Source organism: Escherichia sp. HH091_1A (assembly GCF_030295175.1).
Classification (GTDB): domain Bacteria; phylum Pseudomonadota; class Gammaproteobacteria; order Enterobacterales; family Enterobacteriaceae; genus Escherichia; species Escherichia coli_F.
This window is the reverse complement of the sequence record NZ_AP025747.1, coordinates 5,079,861-5,099,231: the sequence shown is the minus strand read 5'-3', so window position 1 is coordinate 5,099,231 and position 19,371 is coordinate 5,079,861. Positions and strand designations below refer to the sequence as shown.

Here is a 19,371-nt window from a genome sequence, read left to right as displayed (position 1 = left end):
AGGCCGGATCAGGAACGACAAAACAATGGCCTGGAGGCTACCTTGTTAAATTCATTTAAACTTTCGCTACAGTACATTCTGCCGAAATTATGGCTTACTCGCCTGGCGGGTTGGGGCGCAAGCAAGCGGGCAGGATGGCTGACAAAACTGGTTATCGATCTGTTCGTTAAATACTACAAGGTCGACATGAAAGAGGCGCAAAAGCCGGACACCGCCAGCTACCGCACCTTTAACGAATTCTTTGTCCGTCCGCTGCGTGACGAAGTACGCCCAATTGATACCGATCCTAATGTACTGGTCATGCCTGCCGATGGCGTTATCAGCCAGTTAGGTAAAATCGAAGAAGATAAAATCCTGCAAGCTAAAGGCCACAACTACAGCCTCGAAGCTCTGCTGGCAGGGAACTATCTGATGGCGGATCTTTTCCGTAACGGTACGTTTGTGACCACTTACCTCTCCCCGCGTGACTACCACCGCGTACACATGCCGTGCAACGGTATTCTGCGTGAGATGATCTATGTGCCGGGCGATCTCTTCTCCGTTAACCATCTCACCGCTCAGAACGTGCCGAATCTGTTTGCCCGTAACGAACGCGTGATCTGCCTGTTCGATACCGAATTTGGCCCGATGGCGCAGATTCTGGTCGGGGCGACGATTGTTGGCAGCATTGAAACTGTCTGGGCGGGCACCATTACGCCGCCGCGCGAAGGCATCATCAAGCGCTGGACCTGGCCTGCCGGAGAAAACGACGGTTCTGTGGCGCTGCTGAAAGGCCAGGAAATGGGTCGCTTTAAACTCGGCTCTACCGTTATCAACCTGTTTGCACCGGGTAAAGTTAATCTGGTTGAGCAACTGGAAAGCCTGTCTGTCACGAAAATTGGTCAGCCGCTGGCAGTATCTACCGAAACCTTTGTTACGCCAGACTCTGAACCTGCCCCGCTTCCTGCTGAAGAGATCGAGGCAGAACACGACGCCAGCCCATTGGTTGACGATAAAAAAGCCCAGGTCTAATCCATCAAAGGAAACGCTGACGTGCGCCTGATTATCACTTTTCTGATGGCCTGGTGCCTCAGTTGGGGGGCGTACGCCGCGACGGCCCCCGATAGCAAACAAATCACCCAGGAACTGGAGCAGGCAAAAGCGGCGAAACCCGCTCAGCCGGAAGTCGTAGAGGCACTCCAGTCCGCCTTAAATGCGCTTGAGGAACGAAAAGGTTCCCTTGAGCGCATCAAGCAATATCAAGAAGTCATTGATAATTACCCGAAACTCTCCGCTACTCTGCGCGCGCAATTAAACAACATGCGTGACGAGCCGCGCAGCGTATCGCCGGGAATGTCTACCGACGCGCTGAATCAGGAAATTCTCCAGGTCAGCAGTCAGTTACTGGATAAGAGCCGTCAGGCCCAGCAAGAGCAGGAGCGCGCCCGCGAGATTGCCGATTCGCTGAATCAACTGCCGCAACAGCAAACTGACGCCCGCCGCCAGTTGAATGAAATCGAGCGCCGCCTTGGAACGCTTACCGGCAATACCCCGCTTAATCAGGCGCAAAATTTTGCTTTGCAGTCTGACTCTGCGCGACTGAAGGCGCTCGTTGATGAACTGGAATTGGCGCAGCTGTCTGCCAATAACCGCCAGGAATTAGCACGTTTACGCTCAGAGCTGGCGGAAAAAGAGAGCCAGCAACTGGATGCGTATTTGCAGGCCTTGCGTAATCAGTTGAACAGCCAACGCCAGCTTGAGGCGGAGCGGGCGCTGGAAAGCACCGAACTTCTGGCAGAAAACAGCGCCGACTTGCCGAAAGATATCGTCGCGCAATTCAAAATTAACCGCGAGCTGTCGGCGGCGTTGAATCAACAGGCGCAGCGGATGGATCTCGTTGCCTCGCAACAGCGTCAGGCTGCCAGCCAGACGTTACAGGTCCGGCAGGCGTTGAATACGCTGCGTGAACAATCACAATGGCTGGGATCGTCCAACCTGCTCGGCGAAGCGTTGCGGGCGCAGGTGGCACGGCTGCCGGAAATGCCAAAACCACAACAGCTTGATACCGAAATGGCGCAGTTGCGTGTGCAACGGTTACGTTATGAGGATCTGCTTAATAAACAGCCGCTGCTACGACAAATCCATCAGGCCGACGGTCAGCCGCTGACCGCCGAGCAAAACCGTATTCTGGAAGCACAGCTACGCACTCAGCGTGAGTTGCTGAACTCATTGTTGCAGGGTGGCGACACGTTACTGCTGGAGCTGACCAAGCTGAAAGTCTCCAACGGGCAACTGGAAGATGCGCTGAAAGAAGTGAATGAAGCGACGCACCGCTACCTGTTCTGGACTTCTGACGTGCGCCCGATGACCATCGCCTGGCCGCTGGAGATCGCTCAGGATCTGCGTCGTCTCATTTCGCTGGACACCTTCAGTCAGTTGGGCAAAGCCAGCGTAATGATGCTGACCAGCAAAGAGACGATTTTGCCGCTGTTTGGCGCGTTGATTCTGGTCGGTTGCAGTATTTACTCACGCCGCTATTTCACCCGTTTTCTTGAACGTTCAGCGGCGAAAGTCGGCAAAGTGACTCAGGATCACTTCTGGCTGACGTTGCGCACCCTTTTCTGGTCGATTCTCGTCGCCTCGCCGCTACCGGTGCTGTGGATGACGCTGGGTTACGGCTTGCGCGAGGCGTGGCCTTATCCGCTGGCGGTCGCAATTGGTGATGGCGTAACGGCCACCGTACCGCTGCTGTGGGTAGTGATGATTTGCGCCACCTTTGCCCGTCCGAACGGCTTGTTTATCGCTCATTTCGGCTGGCCACGCGAACGGGTTTCCCGTGGGATGCGTTACTACCTGATGAGCATCGGGCTTATTGTGCCGCTGATTATGGCGCTGATGATGTTCGATAACCTCGATGACCGTGAATTCTCCGGTTCGCTGGGACGGCTTTGTTTTATCCTCATTTGCGGTGCGCTGGCGGTGGTCACCCTCAGCCTGAAAAAGGCCGGCATTCCGTTGTATCTCAACAAAGAAGGCAGCGGCGACAACATTACCAACCATATGCTGTGGAACATGATGATTGGCGCGCCGTTGGTTGCCATTCTGGCGTCGGCGGTGGGTTATCTGGCAACGGCGCAGGCGCTGTTAGCGAGGCTTGAAACCTCGGTTGCCATCTGGTTTTTGCTACTGGTGGTTTATCACGTTATCCGCCGCTGGATGCTGATCCAACGCCGCAGGCTGGCGTTTGACCGGGCGAAGCATCGCCGGGCAGAGATGTTAGCGCAGCGTGCGCGTGGCGAAGAGGAAGCGCATCATCACAGTAGCCCGGAAGGGGCAATTGAAGTCGATGAAAGCGAAGTCGATCTCGATGCCATCAGTGCGCAATCCTTGCGGCTGGTGCGCTCAATTTTGATGTTGATCGCCTTGCTTTCGGTCATTGTGCTGTGGTCAGAAATCCATTCCGCTTTCGGCTTCCTTGAAAATATTTCGCTGTGGGATGTCACTTCCACGGTACAGGGCGTAGAAAGTTTGGAGCCGATTACCCTCGGTGCGGTGCTGATTGCCATTCTGGTGTTTATCATCACCACGCAGCTGGTGCGCAACCTGCCCGCGCTGCTGGAACTGGCGATTTTGCAGCACCTCGATTTAACGCCGGGTACCGGCTACGCCATCACCACCATCACCAAATATCTATTGATGCTGATTGGCGGGCTGGTAGGTTTCTCGATGATTGGTATTGAGTGGTCGAAATTACAGTGGCTGGTCGCCGCGCTCGGTGTTGGTCTGGGCTTTGGTTTGCAGGAAATTTTCGCCAACTTTATCTCTGGCCTGATCATCCTGTTCGAAAAACCGATTCGCATTGGCGATACGGTGACGATCCGCGATCTCACCGGTAGTGTGACGAAAATTAACACCCGCGCCACCACCATCAGCGACTGGGACCGCAAAGAAATTATCGTGCCGAACAAGGCGTTTATTACCGAGCAGTTTATCAATTGGTCGCTCTCTGACTCGGTCACGCGCGTGGTGTTGACGATTCCGGCCCCTGCCGATGCCAACAGTGAAGAAGTGACGGAAATCCTGCTCACCGCAGCGCGTCGCTGCTCGCTGGTGATCGACAACCCGGCGCCGGAAGTCTTCCTGGTGGATCTGCAGCAGGGGATTCAGATTTTCGAGCTGCGTATTTACGCCGCTGAGATGGGTCACCGTATGCCGCTACGCCATGAGATCCACCAGCTGATTCTGGCTGGCTTCCACGCCCACGGTATCGATATGCCATTCCCGCCCTTCCAGATGCGTCTGGAAAGCCTCAACGGTAAACAAACGGGGAGAACATTAACTTCTGCGGGCAAAGGTCGTCAGGCAGGAAGTTTGTAAGGTCTTTGTGGCCGGATGACCCCATCCGGCTCACAAGCAAAACTGATAGCGCAGAAAAAACTGCCACAACCAGTAGCCGAAAATAGCCAGGGCGGTGGCGTACATAAACCAGCCGCGTTTTTTTCGCCACAAAGCGAACCAGAGAAAAGGGAAAAAGAGCGGTAACGTCATTATCACACCGACATCGCGAGTATCGTCATCTTCGAGATACATCAAAACATCACAGACGTTGTTAATCCCGCGTCCATCAATCATCCACTCTTTGTCCAGCGCGGAGGTAATGGTTATCCAGAGGAACGCCACAATGAACCAGATGCAGCACAAGACAAACATGCGCGCACTCATGAGATAATCGGTCGCTTAATTTCGCTATAGCGCATACGAAATCCCGCTAATTCCCTGTCATTGCGCCCTATCGTCAGGCAGACGATAGGGCATCGGGTTATTCCACCGCCCACTGCGGATTTTTTGCCACTCTGCTGCAATAGTTCTGGTAAATCGCCATCGCTAACAGCGAGAAGAAGACAGGGCCGCCAATCATCCACAATGTGCTGTCCCAGTCTCCGGCTTCAACCACAGGTTGAATGATGGTGAAGACGTTCGCAAATGTCACCACCAGTACGACAACCACTGTCGCAATCATTGCCGACATATGTGTTTTGAAAATCACAAACGGTCTGTCGAGATCCTGACGTGCTTTAAAGAATGGGAAAGCCAGCGCGAGGAACAAGTAAGGAAGCGTCATAGACACGTTCGCCATCAGCGTCAGCTTGTTAAAGAACGCCGATGCGGTACCGCCACCAAACGAAACCAGCAGGATGAAGATAGTAACCAACCCACACTGCATCCACATGGCGATAGACGGCATCCCCATCGCATTCAGGCGCGTCATCGGTTCTGGCCACAACGCTTTCGGCGTCCCTTGGATGATGGCTTTCAGCGGTGAATAGCAAAGCGTAAAGAACGCACCGGTATAAGCGAGGAACATCGAAAGCCCGGTAATACGCGCAAACCATACGCCCAGCGACAATGACGCTTCAGGTGACAAATGCAGTGCGTTACCCAGCGTCATCCCGAGGCTCTTCATCAGCACATAGGTAATATTGCCAAGGTTAACGGAACCATTACTTAATACCTGCTGCCAGTTTGTGCTGACGCCCCATAAAAATATTGCCAGCGAATAACCGATTGAAATAACAATAGCGGCAAAAACAATACCTTTGGCAAAGTTCTTTTCTGGATTTTCCGTTTTATCGACCAGACCACCAACCGCTTCAATTCCGCCATAGGCAAAAATGGCAAATACCACAAACGATAGCATTGCCAGACCGGACTGATAACCTGGATTCGGTGATGTCAGGAAATTAATATCCTGCGCGAAATGCCCACCATTTAATAACAAAATAGTAATGCTTACTAACAGTAATACTAAATTCAGGCACATTACTGCAATACCGCCCACCGCAGTAATGCGGGCAATTTTATTAATCCCTTTTGAAGCAACGACGGTGACCAGAATCATCCATGCCACTGCCAGCAGACCAACCACCTGCGTAGGTTCCAGTCCGGCAATACGCCAGTGCTGGGTCATGTCGCTACCATAGAGGAATGTTGAGAACGGTACCCAAACTTTCGCGGAGGTGCTCACCATCCAGATGATATAAGAGGAAAACCACATAAACGTACCAATGAAGGCAAAACGGGGTCCGACACTATTATTCATCCAGGAATAGATACCGCCTTCTTCTTTGCGATAAGCAGCTCCCATTTCAGCCATCATTAAGGCGAATGGAATAAAGAATAACAATGCAGAAAATATATAAAAGGGAATCGCACTATAACCCATTAAGTAATAAGCCGATGGGCTATTGGCAAATCCAAATACGGAAGTAAAGATCATCAATATGAGTCCTATCAGACTCATCTTTTTTATCGTGTGAGGCATGAAACCATCCTTCATTTCAGCGCGTGTATAAAACGCGCCCACTGAACTGCACTGCCCAACATAGAGCGGGCAGCGTAAAAACCAATACAGAATTGATACCTGGATGATATCAAATATCCAGTCTTAAATTGTGGCCTTTAGCGGAAAAATGAAAACATATGCTACAGAATGGCGCTCATCACGCCATTCTTCGCGGTTAATTCAGTAATTTTTCAGAATTATGCCCGGTCAACGCTAAAGGCGATGACTTCAGCCAGTGTCTCCGCGCCCAGCGCCAACATCACCAGACGATCAACGCCTAATGCCACGCCGGAACAGTCAGGCATACCGACTTTCAAGGCTTCAATAAGATTCTGGTCAATGGGGTGCTGCGGCAAACCGCGCGCCGCGCGCTTACGGTTATCTTGTTCAAAACGTTGTTGCTGCTCACGGGCATCCGTCAATTCATGGAAACCATTCGCCAGCTCAATACCTTTATAATAAACCTCAAAGCGTTCAGCGACCCGATGATCTTCGGTACTGATTTGCGCCAGTGATGCCTGGCTGGCCGGAAAGTGGTACACAAAGGTCGGTTTTTCTTTGCCAATATTTGGCTCTACGCCAAAGGTAAACAGCAGTTGTAGCAGCGTGTCGCGGTCTTCTTCGGTATCGGCAACGTTGCTCAAATCCAGTTTCGCTGCCACTTCCCGCAGTTGCGTTTTGTCGGCAGAGAGCGGGTCAATTTCCAGATAACGCAAGAAAGCTTGTTGATAAGAAAGACTTTCTGCTGCCGGGCAGTCAAGCACCTGTTGTAAGAGATCATCCACCTCGTTCATCAACCGGTACATATCATAGTGCGGTCGATACCACTCAAGCATAGTGAACTCAGGGTTGTGATAACGCCCCATCTCTTCATTACGGAAGCTGCGGCACAGCTGGAATACCGGCCCACAACCGGCAACCAGCAGGCGTTTCATATGGTATTCCGGGCTGGTCATTAACCAGAGATTCATCCCCTGCGAATGCCCGGGGCCAACGAAACGCGTCTCAAACGGGACCAAATGAATATCGGTTACCGTCGCCTGGCTCATACAAGGCGTCTCCACCTCCAGCACTCCACGATCGGCAAAGAAACGACGGATCTCCGCCATAATCGCCGCGCGTTTTAATAAGTTAGGAATGGATGCGCTCGGCTGCCAGGATGCCGTTTCGCTCATAGTTAAATCTCCATTTTTTGACAAGGGCACGAAGTCTACTCGCAACGCGGCGGCGAGACAAATTTTACGCAGGTATCAATCAACGGTGGGCGGTGACTAAAAAAAGCACGATCTGATGGTTTAGTAATTAAATTAATCATCTTCAGTGATAATTTAGCCCTCTTGCGCACTAAAAAAATCGATCTCGTCAAATTTCAGACTTATCCATCAGACTATACTGTTGTACCTATAAAGGAGCAGTGGAATAGCGTTCGCAGACCGTAACTTTCAGGCACTTACCATGAAGTACGGGGCTGTGGGATAAAAACAATCTGGAGGAATGTCGTGCAAACCTTTCAAGCCGATCTTGCCATTGTAGGCGCCGGTGGCGCGGGATTACGTGCTGCAATTGCTGCCGCGCAGGCAAATCCAAATGCAAAAATCGCACTAATCTCAAAAGTATACCCTATGCGTAGCCATACCGTAGCTGCAGAAGGGGGCTCCGCCGCTGTCGCGCAGGATCATGACAGCTTCGAATATCACTTTCACGATACAGTAGCGGGTGGCGACTGGTTGTGTGAGCAGGATGTCGTGGATTATTTCGTCCACCACTGCCCAACCGAAATGACCCAACTGGAACTGTGGGGATGCCCATGGAGCCGTCGCCCGGATGGTAGCGTCAACGTACGTCGCTTCGGCGGCATGAAAATCGAGCGTACCTGGTTCGCCGCCGATAAAACCGGCTTCCATATGCTGCACACGCTGTTCCAGACTTCTCTGCAATTCCCGCAGATCCAGCGTTTTGACGAGCACTTCGTACTGGATATTCTGGTTGATGATGGTCATGTTCGCGGCCTGGTAGCAATGAACATGATGGAAGGCACGCTGGTGCAGATCCGCGCTAACGCGGTCGTTATGGCTACCGGCGGTGCGGGTCGCGTTTATCGTTACAACACCAACGGCGGTATCGTTACCGGTGACGGTATGGGTATGGCGCTAAGCCACGGCGTTCCGCTGCGTGACATGGAATTCGTTCAGTATCACCCAACCGGTCTGCCAGGTTCCGGTATCTTGATGACCGAAGGCTGCCGCGGTGAAGGCGGTATTCTGGTCAACAAAAATGGCTACCGTTATCTGCAAGATTACGGCATGGGCCCGGAAACTCCGCTGGGCGAGCCGAAAAACAAATATATGGAACTGGGTCCACGCGACAAAGTTTCTCAGGCCTTCTGGCACGAATGGCGTAAAGGCAACACCATCTCCACGCCACGTGGCGATGTGGTTTACCTCGACCTGCGTCACCTCGGCGAGAAAAAACTGCATGAACGTCTGCCGTTCATCTGCGAACTGGCGAAAGCGTACGTTGGCGTCGATCCGGTTAAAGAACCGATTCCGGTACGTCCGACCGCGCACTACACCATGGGCGGTATCGAAACCGATCAGAACTGTGAAACCCGCATTAAAGGTCTGTTCGCCGTGGGTGAATGTTCCTCTGTTGGTCTGCACGGCGCAAACCGTCTGGGCTCCAACTCCCTGGCGGAACTGGTGGTCTTCGGTCGTCTGGCCGGTGAACAAGCGACAGAGCGTGCAGCAACTGCCGGTAATGGCAACGAAGCGGCAATTGAAGCGCAGGCAGCTGGCGTTGAACAACGTCTGAAAGATCTGGTTAACCAGGATGGCGGCGAAAACTGGGCGAAGATCCGCGACGAAATGGGCCTGGCTATGGAAGAAGGTTGCGGTATCTACCGTACGCCGGAACTGATGCAGAAAACCATCGACAAGCTGGCTGAGCTACAGGAACGCTTCAAGCGCGTGCGCATCACCGACACCTCCAGCGTGTTCAACACCGACCTGCTCTACACCATTGAACTGGGTCACGGTCTGAACGTTGCTGAATGTATGGCGCACTCCGCAATGGCACGTAAAGAGTCCCGCGGCGCGCACCAGCGTCTGGACGAAGGTTGCACCGAGCGTGACGATGTCAACTTCCTCAAACACACCCTCGCCTTCCGCGATGCTGATGGCACTACTCGCCTGGAGTACAGCGACGTGAAGATTACTACGCTGCCGCCAGCTAAACGTGTTTACGGTGGCGAAGCGGATGCAGCCGATAAGGCGGAAGCAGCCAATAAGAAGGAGAAGGCGAATGGCTGAGATGAAAAACCTGAAAATTGAGGTGGTGCGCTATAACCCGGAAGTCGATACCGCACCGCATAGCGCATTCTATGAAGTGCCTTATGACGCAACTACCTCATTACTGGATGCGCTGGGCTACATCAAAGACAACCTGGCACCGGACCTGAGCTACCGCTGGTCCTGCCGTATGGCGATTTGTGGTTCCTGCGGCATGATGGTTAACAACGTGCCAAAACTGGCATGCAAAACCTTCCTGCGTGACTACACCGACGGTATGAAGGTTGAAGCGTTAGCTAACTTCCCGATTGAACGCGATCTGGTGGTCGATATGACTCACTTTATCGAAAGTCTGGAAGCGATCAAACCGTACATCATCGGCAACTCCCGCACCGCGGATCAGGGTACGAACATCCAGACCCCGGCGCAGATGGCGAAGTATCACCAGTTCTCCGGTTGCATCAACTGTGGTCTGTGCTACGCCGCGTGCCCGCAGTTTGGCCTGAACCCAGAGTTCATCGGTCCGGCTGCCATTACGCTGGCGCATCGTTATAACGAAGATAGCCGCGACCACGGTAAGAAGGAGCGTATGGCGCAGTTGAACAGCCAGAATGGCGTATGGAGCTGTACTTTCGTGGGCTACTGCTCCGAAGTCTGCCCGAAACACGTCGATCCGGCTGCGGCCATTCAGCAGGGCAAAGTAGAAAGTTCGAAAGACTTTCTTATCGCGACCCTGAAACCACGCTAAGGAGTGCAACATGACGACTAAACGTAAACCGTATGTACGGCCAATGACGTCCACCTGGTGGAAAAAATTGCCGTTTTATCGCTTTTACATGCTGCGCGAAGGCACGGCAGTTCCGGCTGTGTGGTTCAGCATTGAACTGATTTTCGGGCTGTTTGCCCTGAAAAATGGCCCGGAAGCCTGGGCGGGATTCGTCGACTTTTTACAAAACCCGGTTATCGTGATCATTAACTTGATCACTCTGGCAGCAGCTCTGCTGCACACCAAAACCTGGTTTGAGCTGGCACCGAAAGCGGCCAATATCATTGTAAAAGATGAAAAAATGGGACCAGAGCCAATTATCAAAAGCCTCTGGGCGGTAACTGTGGTTGCCACCATCGTAATCCTGTTTGTTGCCCTGTACTGGTAAGGAGCCTGAGATGATTAATCCAAATCCAAAGCGTTCTGACGAACCGGTATTCTGGGGCCTCTTCGGGGCCGGTGGTATGTGGAGCGCAATTATTGCGCCGGTGATGATCCTGCTGGTGGGTATTCTGCTGCCACTGGGGCTGTTTCCGGGTGACGCACTGAGCTACGAGCGCGTTCTGGCGTTCGCGCAAAGCTTCATTGGTCGCGTATTCCTGTTCCTGATGATCGTTCTGCCACTGTGGTGTGGTTTACACCGTATGCACCACGCGATGCACGATCTGAAAATCCACGTACCTGCGGGCAAATGGGTTTTCTACGGTCTGGCTGCTATCCTGACAGTTGTCACACTGATTGGTGTCGTTACAATCTAACGCATCGCCAATGTAAATCCGGCCCGCCTATGGCGGGCCGTTTTGTATGGAAACCAGACCCTATGTTCAAAACGACGCTCTGCGCCTTATTAATTACCGCCTCTTGCTCCACATTTGCTGCCCCTCAACAAATCAACGATATTGTGCATCGCACAATTACCCCGCTTATAGAGCAACAAAAGATCCCCGGTATGGCGGTGGCGGTAATTTATCAGGGTAAACCTTATTACTTTACCTGGGGCTATGCGGACATCGCCAAAAAGCAGCCCGTCACACAGCAAACGTTGTTTGAGTTAGGTTCGGTCAGCAAAACATTTACGGGCGTGCTTGGTGGCGACGCTATTGCGCGAGGGGAAATCAACCTAAGCGATCCCGCGACAAAATACTGGCCTGAACTTACCGCTAAACAGTGGAATGGGATCACACTATTACATCTTGCGACCTACACCGCTGGCGGCCTGCCATTACAGGTGCCGGATGACGTTAAATCCTCAAGCGACTTGCTGCGCTTCTATCAAAACTGGCAGCCTGCATGGGCTCCAGGAACACAACGTCTGTATGCCAACGCCAGTATTGGGTTGTTCGGCGCACTGGCTGTGAAACCATCCGATTTGAGCTTTGAACAGGCGATGCAAACTCGTGTTTTCCAGCCACTCAAACTCAACCATACGTGGATTAATGTGCCGCCCGCAGAAGAAAAGCATTACGCCTGGGGATATCGCGAAGGTAAGGCAGTGCATGTTTCGCCAGGGGCATTAGACGCTGAAGCTTATGGTGTGAAGTCGACCATTGAAGATATGGCCCGCTGGGTGCAAAGCAATTTAACCCCCCGTGATATCAATGAGAAAACACTTCAACAAGGGATACAACTGGCACAATCTCGCTACTGGCAAACCGGCGATATGTATCAGGGCCTGGGCTGGGAAATGCTGGACTGGCCGGTAAATCCTGACATTATCATTAACGGCAGTGACAATAAAATTGCACTGGCAGCACGCCCCGTAAAAGCGATTACGCCCCCAACTCCTGCAGTACGCGCATCATGGGTACATAAAACGGGGGCGACCGGCGGATTTGGTAGCTATGTCGCGTTTATTCCAGAAAAAGAGCTGGGTATCGTGATGCTGGCTAACAAAAATTATCCCAATCCAGCGAGAGTCGCCGCCGCCTGGCAGATTATCAACGCTCTACAGTAAAATTTCATCGGGTCCGAATTTTCGGACCTTTTCTGCGCTTTTCCTTGCTGTCATCTACACTTAGAAAAAAACCAGTAAGGAAACATTTATGCGCCTGCTCCCTCTCGTTGCCGCAGCGACAGCTGCATTTCTGGTCGTTGCCTGCAGTTCTCCTACGCCGCCGCGTGGCGTGACAGTAGTGAATAATTTCGACGCTAAACGCTATCTCGGTACCTGGTATGAGATTGCCCGTTTTGATCACCGCTTTGAACGTGGACTGGAAAAAGTCACCGCAACATACAGCCTACGAGATGACGGCGGCCTGAATGTCATTAATAAAGGCTATAACCCTGACAGAGAAATGTGGCAGCAGAGTGAAGGGAAAGCGTACTTTACCGGCGCGCCTACCCGCGCTGCGCTGAAAGTGTCATTCTTTGGTCCTTTCTATGGCGGTTATAACGTTATTGCACTCGATCGGGAATACCGCCATGCGCTGGTTTGCGGCCCGGACCGCGACTACCTGTGGATACTCTCCCGCACGCCAACCATTTCTGACGAAGTGAAACAGGAGATGCTGGCAGTCGCGACCCGGGAAGGGTTTGATGTCAGTAAGTTTATTTGGGTACAGCAGCCCGGTAGTTAGTGAGTGCTAAGTTTCAGGCCAATAATCCCCAATACGATTAACGCCAGACTCGCCAGGCGCATCGGATTAGCGGACTCACCGAGCAGCACAATGCCGGTGATAGCCGCGCCGACTGCGCCAATCCCCGTCCACACAGCATAAGCCGTCCCCACCGGTAACGATTTCATCGCCCAGGCAAGTAACGCCATACTGACAATCATCGCCGTCACGGTAATAACACTTGGCGTCAAACGACTAAAGCCGTGGGTATATTTCAGGCCAACGGCCCATACCACTTCCAGCAGACCAGCAATAACTAAGATAATCCAGGACATATCAGGCTCCGGAGAATTGGGGCCGTCCCCGGTGAAAAGATGCGTTTGCAGGTCGTCCTGCAAAGCTAATGGTTGAACGGGTATTTTGCCAGGTGGCAGGGGAATTTCAACTATTACCTTAGTGACTATCGCAAAAAAACAAACGGCACGACACAGCTGTCGTACCGTTATTGCTTATTGCTGTGCTTTTGTTGCTGCACCAGAAATCGCGTTACCGCCATCAGAGATATCTTCACCAACGCCACGCGTGGTGTTGCAAGCAGTTAATACTGTTGAAAGCACCAGAACAGAAAAGATCGCTGCAATTGTCTTCTTCACCATAACGTCTTCCTTTTAGGTAATGTTATTTATGTTTGCCTATAGCAAATTAATAATAGACAACATCGCCAAAAATGATGGAAATCTGATGATTTTTCGGAAGAGAAGAAAAATTAGCTGGCAGCGCGGGAGATGGAGTTGCCGAGATGTTTGATATCTTCGCCGAAACCGCGAGCGGTGTTACAGCCCGTGAGCAGCGTGCTGGCAAGCAAAACAAGAACGATAAGGCGTTTCATCATCTCTGACCAGAATAAGTGATGGTGCAGCCAACAGGCCGCACCAAAACCGCATTACTTCACGCGAGAGACGTATTCACCAGAGCGGGTATCCACTTTGATGACTTCGCCGATCTGCACGAACAGCGGAACTTTAACCACAGCGCCAGTAGACAGGGTAGCCGGTTTGCCGCCAGTACCTGCGGTATCACCTTTCAGGCCTGGATCGGTATCAACGATTTCCAGTTCAACAAAGTTCGGCGGAGTAACGGAGATCGGCTGACCATTCCACAGAGTTACGATACACTCTGCCTGATCCAGCAACCATTTAGCGTTGTCGCCAATTGCTTTTGCATCAGCAGACAGTTGCTCGAAAGTTTCGTTGTTCATGAAGTGCCAGAACTCACCGTCGTTGTACAGGTAAGTCAGGTTCATATCGACAACATCAGCGCCTTCAGCGGAATCAGTAGATTTGAAGGTTTTTTCTACGCGAGTACCGGTCAGCAGACGACGCAGTTTAACGCGAGCAAATGCCTGGCCTTTACCCGGTTTTACGAATTCACTCGCTTCAACCGCGTAAGGTTCGCCGTCTAACATGATTTTAAGACCAGCACGAAAATCGTTGCTATAGTACGTTGCCATAAGGCCCTCTGAAATTTGTTAATTGGTAGCTAAGCCACAAAATGGCGCATATTGTAACCCTAAATACCCCATCCAGAGAAGATTGGTTAACGCAACTTGCCGATGTTGTGACCGATCCTGATGAACTTCTGCGTCTTTTGAATATAGACGCGGACGAAAAACTGTTGGCCGGACGCAGCGCCAAAAAGCTGTTTGCCCTGCGTGTTCCCCGCTCATTTATCGATCGCATGGAGAAAGGCAATCCGGACGATCCACTTTTGCGTCAGGTACTTACCTCGCAAGATGAGTTTGTCGTCGCGCCCGGATTCTCCACCGACCCGCTGGAAGAACAGCACAGCGTAGTGCCTGGTTTGTTGCATAAATACCACAACCGGGCGCTATTGCTGGTCAAAGGCGGCTGTGCGGTAAATTGCCGTTATTGCTTTCGTCGCCATTTCCCGTATGCCGAAAATCAGGGCAACAAGCGAAACTGGCAGACGGCACTTGAGTATGTTGCAGCGCATCCGGAACTGGACGAGATGATTTTCTCCGGCGGCGATCCGCTGATGGCGAAAGATCACGAGCTGGACTGGTTGCTCACACAACTGGAAGCCATCCCGCATATCAAACGTCTGCGGATTCACAGCCGTCTGCCGATTGTGATCCCGGCACGCATCACAGATGCGCTGGTCGAACGCTTTTCACATTCTACGCTGCAAATCTTGCTGGTGAATCACATCAACCATGCCAATGAGGTAGATGAAACATTCCGCCAGGCGATGGCTAAGTTGCGCCGGGTAGGCGTTACTTTGCTGAACCAGAGCGTTCTGTTACGTGGTGTGAACGATAACGCACAAACGCTGGCAAACCTGAGTAATGCGTTGTTCGATGCGGGCGTGATGCCGTATTACCTGCATGTGCTCGATAAAGTGCAGGGCGCGGCGCATTTTATGGTGAGTGATGACGAAGCACGGCAGATTATGCGTGAGTTGCTGACGCTGGTGTCGGGATATCTGGTGCCGAAACTGGCGCGCGAGATTGGCGGCGAACCCAGTAAAACGCCACTGGATCTCCAGCTACGCCAGCAGTAACTGATTAAACAGGGAAGTTTAATCTTTGCACGTTGCATAACCTTTAATTATTCATATATATTGCTGTTATTACTTTTTATATAACCAACACCAATAATTAACCTTTCTTTTCTGTTTATATAGAGTGAGCACGGCTATTTATGTTATTTTAACAACTATTACTACCAAGCCCATTTATCTGGCTTATAAATTAAAATTAATTATTTAATTGAGAAATGGTTAGGGAGAACCTACATGGCCATAAGCATCAAGGGTGTTAATACCGGTGTTATTCGCAAGAGTAATAATTTCATTGCACTGGCGCTGAAAATTAAAGAGCCTCGCAATAAAGAATCGTTGTTCTTTCTGTCTGTCATGGAACTGCGCGACCTGCTGATTGCGCTGGAAAGCCGTCTGCATCAAAAGCATAAACTGGATGCTGCAGCACGCCTTCAGTATGAGCAAGCTCGCGATAAAGTCATTAAGAAAATGGCAGAAAATATCCCAGAAATTCTGGTTGATGAGCTTAAAAATGCCGATATTAATCGTCGAGTTAACACGCTGGAACTTACCGATAATCAGGGTGAAAATCTTACCTTCGTATTAACGCTACATGACGGTAGCAAATGTGAGTTAGTCATCAATGAGTTGCAGATTGAAATGCTGGCGCGAGCAATCATTCATGCAATTAATAATGCGGAAATGCGTGAACTGGCATTACGTATTACCTCACTGTTAGATTTCCTGCCGTTATACGACGTTGACTGCCAGGACAATGGCAATCTGGAATATGACACCTATTCCCAACCAGAATGGAAACATAACTTGTTCAACCATTATCTGGCAGTGCTTTATCGCTTTAAAGATGAAAATGGCAAAGAGCAATTTAGCGGCGCGGTGGTGAAAACGCGTGAAGCAACGCCGGGTAAAGAAGTGGAGGCGATCACTCGCCGAATGCTTGATTTCAGCCCTAGACTGAAAAAACTCGCGGGTGTGCCATGTCAGGTCTATGTTCGCACCGTAGCGGCAAATAACACCCAACCGCTAACCCAGGATCAATGCTTACGCGCGCTGCATCACTTACGTGTTCAGTCCATCAGCAAAAGTGCACCACAAGCGAAATAATCTCATCTTTGCTAATGCGAGGCTGGAGTCATCCAGCCTCTGAATCACATCAATTCGGGCACTTATATACCTGGCCGATAATCTGGCTATCCGTCGGGACAAAACTGGACAACATTCCCTGCGACGGGCTGCTGATACCATAAATCACGTTACCACCCATTGCCGCTGCCTGGTTGCGCAGATCGTTTGCCGCACCACGCATAGAACCGCCTTCTTCACCGTGTTGCCCGGAAAGCCAGTTACTTTGCTTACCTGTCGCAGTACCAATCAACTGGCACTCTGCGCCTGGCTGCTCGTCCACAATGCGTACACTCTGACCGGCAGCACTCAATTCGTTGCTGGAGCTACAACCCGCCATCAGTAGCGCGGCACCGACAATCCCTGCTAAGTATTTTACGTGCATGTTATTCCCCATAATCAATGAGCTGGACGCCACTCGCGTCGTCCGTGTCTGAATCTTATACTAGAAAGATGACCAAAAGAAAAACCCCCAGACATTTCTGCCCGGGGGTTTGTTTATTTCTGCGAGGTGCAGGGCAATTACATCATGCCGCCCATGCCACCCATGCCGCCCATACCGCCAGCAGCGCCTAAGTCAGCTGCATCGTTTTTCGGCAGGTCGGTAACCATGCACTCGGTGGTGATCATCAGGCCAGCCACAGAAGCCGCGTACTGCAGAGCAGAGCGGGTTACTTTGGTTGGGTCCAGGATACCCATGTCGATCATGTTGCCGTATTCTTCGGTTGCTGCGTTGTAACCGTAGTTGCCGTCGCCGCCTTTAACGGTGTTAGCAACAACAGACGGTTCTTCGCCGCAGTTCAGGACGATCTGACGCAGCGGAGCTTCCATTGCACGCAGTGCAACTTTGATACCTACGTTCTGGTCTTCGTTCTGACCACGCAGGTCTGCCAGTTTAGACGCTACGCGGATCAGCGCAACACCACCACCAGCAACCACGCCTTCTTCTACCGCAGCACGGGTCGCGTGCAGGGCGTCTTCAACGCGTGCTTTTTTCTCTTTCATTTCAACTTCGGTAGCAGCACCAACTTTGATAACTGCAACGCCGCCTGCCAGTTTCGCTACGCGCTCCTGCAGTTTTTCACGGTCGTAGTCAGAAGTTGCTTCTTCAATCTGCTGACGGATCTGAGCAACACGGCCCTGGATTGCAGCTTCTTCACCCACGCCATCGATGATAGTGGTGGTGTCTTTGTTGATCACAACACGTTTAGCCTGACCCAGGTCTTCCAGGGTTGCTTTTTCCAGCTCCATACCGATCTCTTCAGAGATCACGGTACCGCCAGTCAGGGTTGCGATATCCTGCAGCATAGCTTTACGACGATCGCCGAAGCCCGGAGCTTTAACCGCAGCAACTTTCACGATGCCACGCATGGTGTTAACAACCAGAGTTGCCAGCGCTTCGCCTTCTACATCTTCAGCGATGATCAGCAGCGGTTTGCCTGCTTTGGCAACAGCTTCCAGAACCGGCAGCATTTCGCGGATGTTGGAGATTTTCTTGTCAGCCAGCAGGATGAACGGGCTTTCCAGTTCTACTGCGCCAGTTTCCGGCTTGTTGATGAAGTAAGGTGACAGGTAGCCACGGTCGAACTGCATACCTTCAACCACGTCCAGTTCATCCTGCAGACCGGTACCGTCTTCAACGGTGATAACGCCTTCTTTACCGACTTTGTCCATCGCTTCAGCGATCAGTTTACCTACGGTTTCGTCGGAGTTAGCGGAGATGGTACCAACCTGAGCAATCGCTTTAGAGTCAGAGCACGGTACGGACAGGGCTTTCAGTTCTTCAACTGCAGCGGTAACGGCTTTGTCGATACCACGTTTCAGGTCCATCGGGTTCATGCCCGCAGCAACAGCTTTCAGGCCTTCAGTGATGATAGCCTGAGCCAGTACGGTTGCGGTGGTGGTACCGTCGCCTGCAGCGTCGTTCGCTTTAGAGGCAACTTCTTTCACCATCTGCGCACCCATGTTTTCGAACTTGTCTTCCAGTTCGATTTCACGAGCAACGGAAACACCATCTTTGGTGATGGTCGGTGCACCGAAAGATTTATCCAGAACTACGTTACGGCCTTTCGGACCGAGGGTAACTTTCACTGCATCTGCCAGTACGTTTACGCCGCGCAGCATTTTCACACGAGCGTCGTTACCGAATTTTACGTCTTTAGCTGCCATTATCTTTATTCCTTAAATTCGTATGTTCAGTGTCGTGCGCGGATTACGCTTCAACAATTGCCAGAATGTCGCTTTCGGACATGATCAACACTTCTTCATTGTCGATCTTCTCAGATTTCACACCGTAGCCATCGTTGAAAATAACGATGTCGCCAACTTTCACGTCCAGCGGCTTCACTTCGCCATTTTCAAGGATACGGCCATTGCCGACAGCCAGCACTTCGCCACGGGTAGATTTAGCCGCTGCAGAGCCGGTCAGAACGATGCCGCCAGCAGATTTAGTTTCAACTTCTTTACGCTTGACGATCACGCGATCATGCAATGGACGAATATTCATTGATAACTCTCCTTTGAGAAAGTCCGTATCTGTTATGGGTGACGCCGGACCTTAAGTGGTTTCCCGGCTGGTGACCAGAGAAATGGGGGTGAGGCTTCGCCCCTTCAAGGGGGAAAATGAAAAAAAATTCTGATCAGCACAAAATCGGGTGAAAACACTGATTCACCTCACATTTCATCGCAATTTATTCATCGCCGTCATAAGCGAATCTGATTGTGCTACCATCGAAAATC

General features: G+C 51.5%; 20 protein-coding genes. 10 read left to right on the top strand and 10 right to left on the bottom strand.

Annotated elements, in window-relative coordinates; genetic code table 11:
• Positions 1-42: 42 nt before the first annotated feature.
• Positions 43-1,011 carry an archaetidylserine decarboxylase gene (gene asd / locus QUF14_RS25155; RefSeq protein ID WP_000934928.1) on the top strand — a complete coding sequence of 323 codons (969 nt, stop codon included), beginning with the start codon at positions 43-45 and terminating at the stop codon, positions 1,009-1,011.
• A 21-nt stretch (positions 1,012-1,032) separates the two neighbouring features.
• Positions 1,033-4,356 (top strand): miniconductance mechanosensitive channel MscM, encoded by a 3,324-nt coding sequence (gene mscM / locus QUF14_RS25150; protein ID WP_001236835.1) that lies wholly within the window; start codon positions 1,033-1,035, stop codon positions 4,354-4,356.
• Positions 4,357-4,386: 30 nt separating this feature from the next.
• Here the strand turns inward: mscM and QUF14_RS25145 are convergent, their stop codons facing one another.
• The 3 genes from QUF14_RS25145 to epmA form a co-directional block, all read right to left on the bottom strand.
• Positions 4,387-4,701 carry a YjeO family protein gene (locus tag QUF14_RS25145; RefSeq protein WP_001276175.1) on the bottom strand — a complete coding sequence of 105 codons (315 nt, stop codon included), beginning with the start codon at positions 4,699-4,701 and terminating at the stop codon, positions 4,387-4,389.
• 97 nt (positions 4,702-4,798) lie between these two features.
• A complete protein-coding gene (gene yjeM / locus QUF14_RS25140) occupies positions 4,799-6,301 on the bottom strand; it encodes a glutamate/gamma-aminobutyrate family transporter YjeM (protein ID WP_100733633.1) in 1,503 nt (500 codons plus the stop codon).
• Positions 6,302-6,519: 218 nt separating this feature from the next.
• Positions 6,520-7,497 (bottom strand): elongation factor P--(R)-beta-lysine ligase, encoded by a 978-nt coding sequence (gene epmA, locus QUF14_RS25135; protein WP_000004771.1) that lies wholly within the window; start codon positions 7,495-7,497, stop codon positions 6,520-6,522.
• 324 nt (positions 7,498-7,821) lie between these two features.
• Between epmA and frdA the strand changes: the two genes are divergently transcribed.
• The 6 genes from frdA (at position 7,822) to blc (ending at position 12,951) form a co-directional block, all read left to right on the top strand.
• A complete protein-coding gene (gene frdA / locus QUF14_RS25130) occupies positions 7,822-9,630 on the top strand; it encodes a fumarate reductase (quinol) flavoprotein subunit (RefSeq protein WP_001192973.1) in 1,809 nt (602 codons plus the stop codon).
• Positions 9,623-10,357: a fumarate reductase iron-sulfur protein gene (gene frdB / locus QUF14_RS25125; RefSeq protein WP_000829498.1), complete on the top strand. Its 735-nt coding sequence runs from the start codon at positions 9,623-9,625 to the stop codon at positions 10,355-10,357. Before frdA ends, frdB begins: the two co-directional genes overlap by 8 nt.
• Positions 10,358-10,367: 10 nt before the next feature.
• The gene (frdC, locus tag QUF14_RS25120) at positions 10,368-10,763 is read left to right on the top strand and encodes a fumarate reductase subunit FrdC (RefSeq protein WP_000208757.1); all 396 of its coding nucleotides are present in this window, start codon (positions 10,368-10,370) and stop codon (positions 10,761-10,763) included.
• Positions 10,764-10,773: 10 nt separating this feature from the next.
• Entirely contained in the window at positions 10,774-11,133 is a 360-nt protein-coding gene (frdD, locus tag QUF14_RS25115) for a fumarate reductase subunit FrdD (RefSeq protein WP_000609663.1), read from the top strand.
• 62 nt (positions 11,134-11,195) lie between these two features.
• Complete coding sequence (locus tag QUF14_RS25110; protein ID WP_100733634.1) at positions 11,196-12,329, top strand: BlaEC family class C beta-lactamase; 1,134 nt, start codon at positions 11,196-11,198, stop codon at positions 12,327-12,329.
• Positions 12,330-12,417: 88 nt separating this feature from the next.
• Positions 12,418-12,951: a lipocalin Blc gene (gene blc, locus QUF14_RS25105; protein ID WP_001238369.1), complete on the top strand. Its 534-nt coding sequence runs from the start codon at positions 12,418-12,420 to the stop codon at positions 12,949-12,951.
• On the opposite strand, the gene sugE is transcribed toward blc, so the two are convergent.
• The 4 genes from sugE to efp form a co-directional block, all read right to left on the bottom strand.
• Complete coding sequence (sugE, locus tag QUF14_RS25100) at positions 12,948-13,265, bottom strand: quaternary ammonium compound efflux SMR transporter SugE (protein ID WP_000118482.1); 318 nt, start codon at positions 13,263-13,265, stop codon at positions 12,948-12,950. The genes blc and sugE overlap by 4 nt on opposite strands.
• 174 nt (positions 13,266-13,439) lie before the next feature.
• Complete coding sequence (gene ecnB / locus QUF14_RS25095; RefSeq protein ID WP_000239596.1) at positions 13,440-13,586, bottom strand: lipoprotein toxin entericidin B; 147 nt, start codon at positions 13,584-13,586, stop codon at positions 13,440-13,442.
• A gap of 110 nt (positions 13,587-13,696) precedes the next feature.
• Positions 13,697-13,822, bottom strand: a complete 126-nt coding sequence (ecnA, locus tag QUF14_RS25090) for a lipoprotein antitoxin entericidin A (protein WP_000977757.1) — start codon at positions 13,820-13,822, stop codon at positions 13,697-13,699.
• A 51-nt stretch (positions 13,823-13,873) separates the two neighbouring features.
• Positions 13,874-14,440 carry an elongation factor P gene (gene efp, locus QUF14_RS25085; RefSeq protein ID WP_000257278.1) on the bottom strand — a complete coding sequence of 189 codons (567 nt, stop codon included), beginning with the start codon at positions 14,438-14,440 and terminating at the stop codon, positions 13,874-13,876.
• Positions 14,441-14,481: 41 nt separating this feature from the next.
• On the opposite strand from efp, the gene epmB reads away from it, so the two are divergent.
• Positions 14,482-15,510, top strand: coding sequence for an EF-P beta-lysylation protein EpmB (gene epmB / locus QUF14_RS25080; protein WP_000940516.1), 1,029 nt, complete (start codon positions 14,482-14,484; stop codon positions 15,508-15,510).
• A gap of 234 nt (positions 15,511-15,744) precedes the next feature.
• A complete protein-coding gene (locus QUF14_RS25075) occupies positions 15,745-16,614 on the top strand; it encodes a YjeJ family protein (protein WP_001008024.1) in 870 nt (289 codons plus the stop codon).
• 49 nt (positions 16,615-16,663) lie between these two features.
• Here QUF14_RS25075 and QUF14_RS25070 read toward each other — a convergent pair whose 3' ends face one another.
• The 3 genes from QUF14_RS25070 to QUF14_RS25060 form a co-directional block, all read right to left on the bottom strand.
• Positions 16,664-17,017 carry a DUF4156 domain-containing protein gene (locus tag QUF14_RS25070; RefSeq protein ID WP_000558209.1) on the bottom strand — a complete coding sequence of 118 codons (354 nt, stop codon included), beginning with the start codon at positions 17,015-17,017 and terminating at the stop codon, positions 16,664-16,666.
• Between the two features lie 137 nt (positions 17,018-17,154).
• Positions 17,155-18,801, bottom strand: a complete 1,647-nt coding sequence (gene groL, locus QUF14_RS25065; protein ID WP_000729117.1) for a chaperonin GroEL — start codon at positions 18,799-18,801, stop codon at positions 17,155-17,157.
• 43 nt (positions 18,802-18,844) lie between these two features.
• Positions 18,845-19,138: a co-chaperone GroES gene (locus QUF14_RS25060; RefSeq protein WP_001026276.1), complete on the bottom strand. Its 294-nt coding sequence runs from the start codon at positions 19,136-19,138 to the stop codon at positions 18,845-18,847.
• Between the last annotated feature and the right edge of the window lie 233 nt (positions 19,139-19,371).

What these genes read in the sequence shown, in the direction of transcription:
- QUF14_RS25110 (WP_100733634.1), top strand. Translation starts at nt 11,196, where the DNA reads ATGTTCAAAACGACGCTCTGCGCCTTATTAATTACCGCCTCTTGCTCC.
- sugE (WP_000118482.1), bottom strand. Translation starts at nt 13,265, where the DNA reads ATGTCCTGGATTATCTTAGTTATTGCTGGTCTGCTGGAAGTGGTATGG.
- frdC (WP_000208757.1), top strand. Translation starts at nt 10,368, where the DNA reads ATGACGACTAAACGTAAACCGTATGTACGGCCAATGACGTCCACCTGG.
- ecnB (WP_000239596.1), bottom strand. Translation starts at nt 13,586, where the DNA reads ATGGTGAAGAAGACAATTGCAGCGATCTTTTCTGTTCTGGTGCTTTCA.
- frdB (WP_000829498.1), top strand. Translation starts at nt 9,623, where the DNA reads ATGGCTGAGATGAAAAACCTGAAAATTGAGGTGGTGCGCTATAACCCG.
- QUF14_RS25060 (WP_001026276.1), bottom strand. Translation starts at nt 19,138, where the DNA reads ATGAATATTCGTCCATTGCATGATCGCGTGATCGTCAAGCGTAAAGAA.
- epmA (WP_000004771.1), bottom strand. Translation starts at nt 7,497, where the DNA reads ATGAGCGAAACGGCATCCTGGCAGCCGAGCGCATCCATTCCTAACTTA.
- QUF14_RS25075 (WP_001008024.1), top strand. Translation starts at nt 15,745, where the DNA reads ATGGCCATAAGCATCAAGGGTGTTAATACCGGTGTTATTCGCAAGAGT.
- groL (WP_000729117.1), bottom strand. Translation starts at nt 18,801, where the DNA reads ATGGCAGCTAAAGACGTAAAATTCGGTAACGACGCTCGTGTGAAAATG.
- QUF14_RS25145 (WP_001276175.1), bottom strand. Translation starts at nt 4,701, where the DNA reads ATGAGTGCGCGCATGTTTGTCTTGTGCTGCATCTGGTTCATTGTGGCG.
- epmB (WP_000940516.1), top strand. Translation starts at nt 14,482, where the DNA reads ATGGCGCATATTGTAACCCTAAATACCCCATCCAGAGAAGATTGGTTA.
- blc (WP_001238369.1), top strand. Translation starts at nt 12,418, where the DNA reads ATGCGCCTGCTCCCTCTCGTTGCCGCAGCGACAGCTGCATTTCTGGTC.
- yjeM (WP_100733633.1), bottom strand. Translation starts at nt 6,301, where the DNA reads ATGCCTCACACGATAAAAAAGATGAGTCTGATAGGACTCATATTGATG.
- ecnA (WP_000977757.1), bottom strand. Translation starts at nt 13,822, where the DNA reads ATGATGAAACGCCTTATCGTTCTTGTTTTGCTTGCCAGCACGCTGCTC.
- QUF14_RS25070 (WP_000558209.1), bottom strand. Translation starts at nt 17,017, where the DNA reads ATGCACGTAAAATACTTAGCAGGGATTGTCGGTGCCGCGCTACTGATG.
- efp (WP_000257278.1), bottom strand. Translation starts at nt 14,440, where the DNA reads ATGGCAACGTACTATAGCAACGATTTTCGTGCTGGTCTTAAAATCATG.
- frdD (WP_000609663.1), top strand. Translation starts at nt 10,774, where the DNA reads ATGATTAATCCAAATCCAAAGCGTTCTGACGAACCGGTATTCTGGGGC.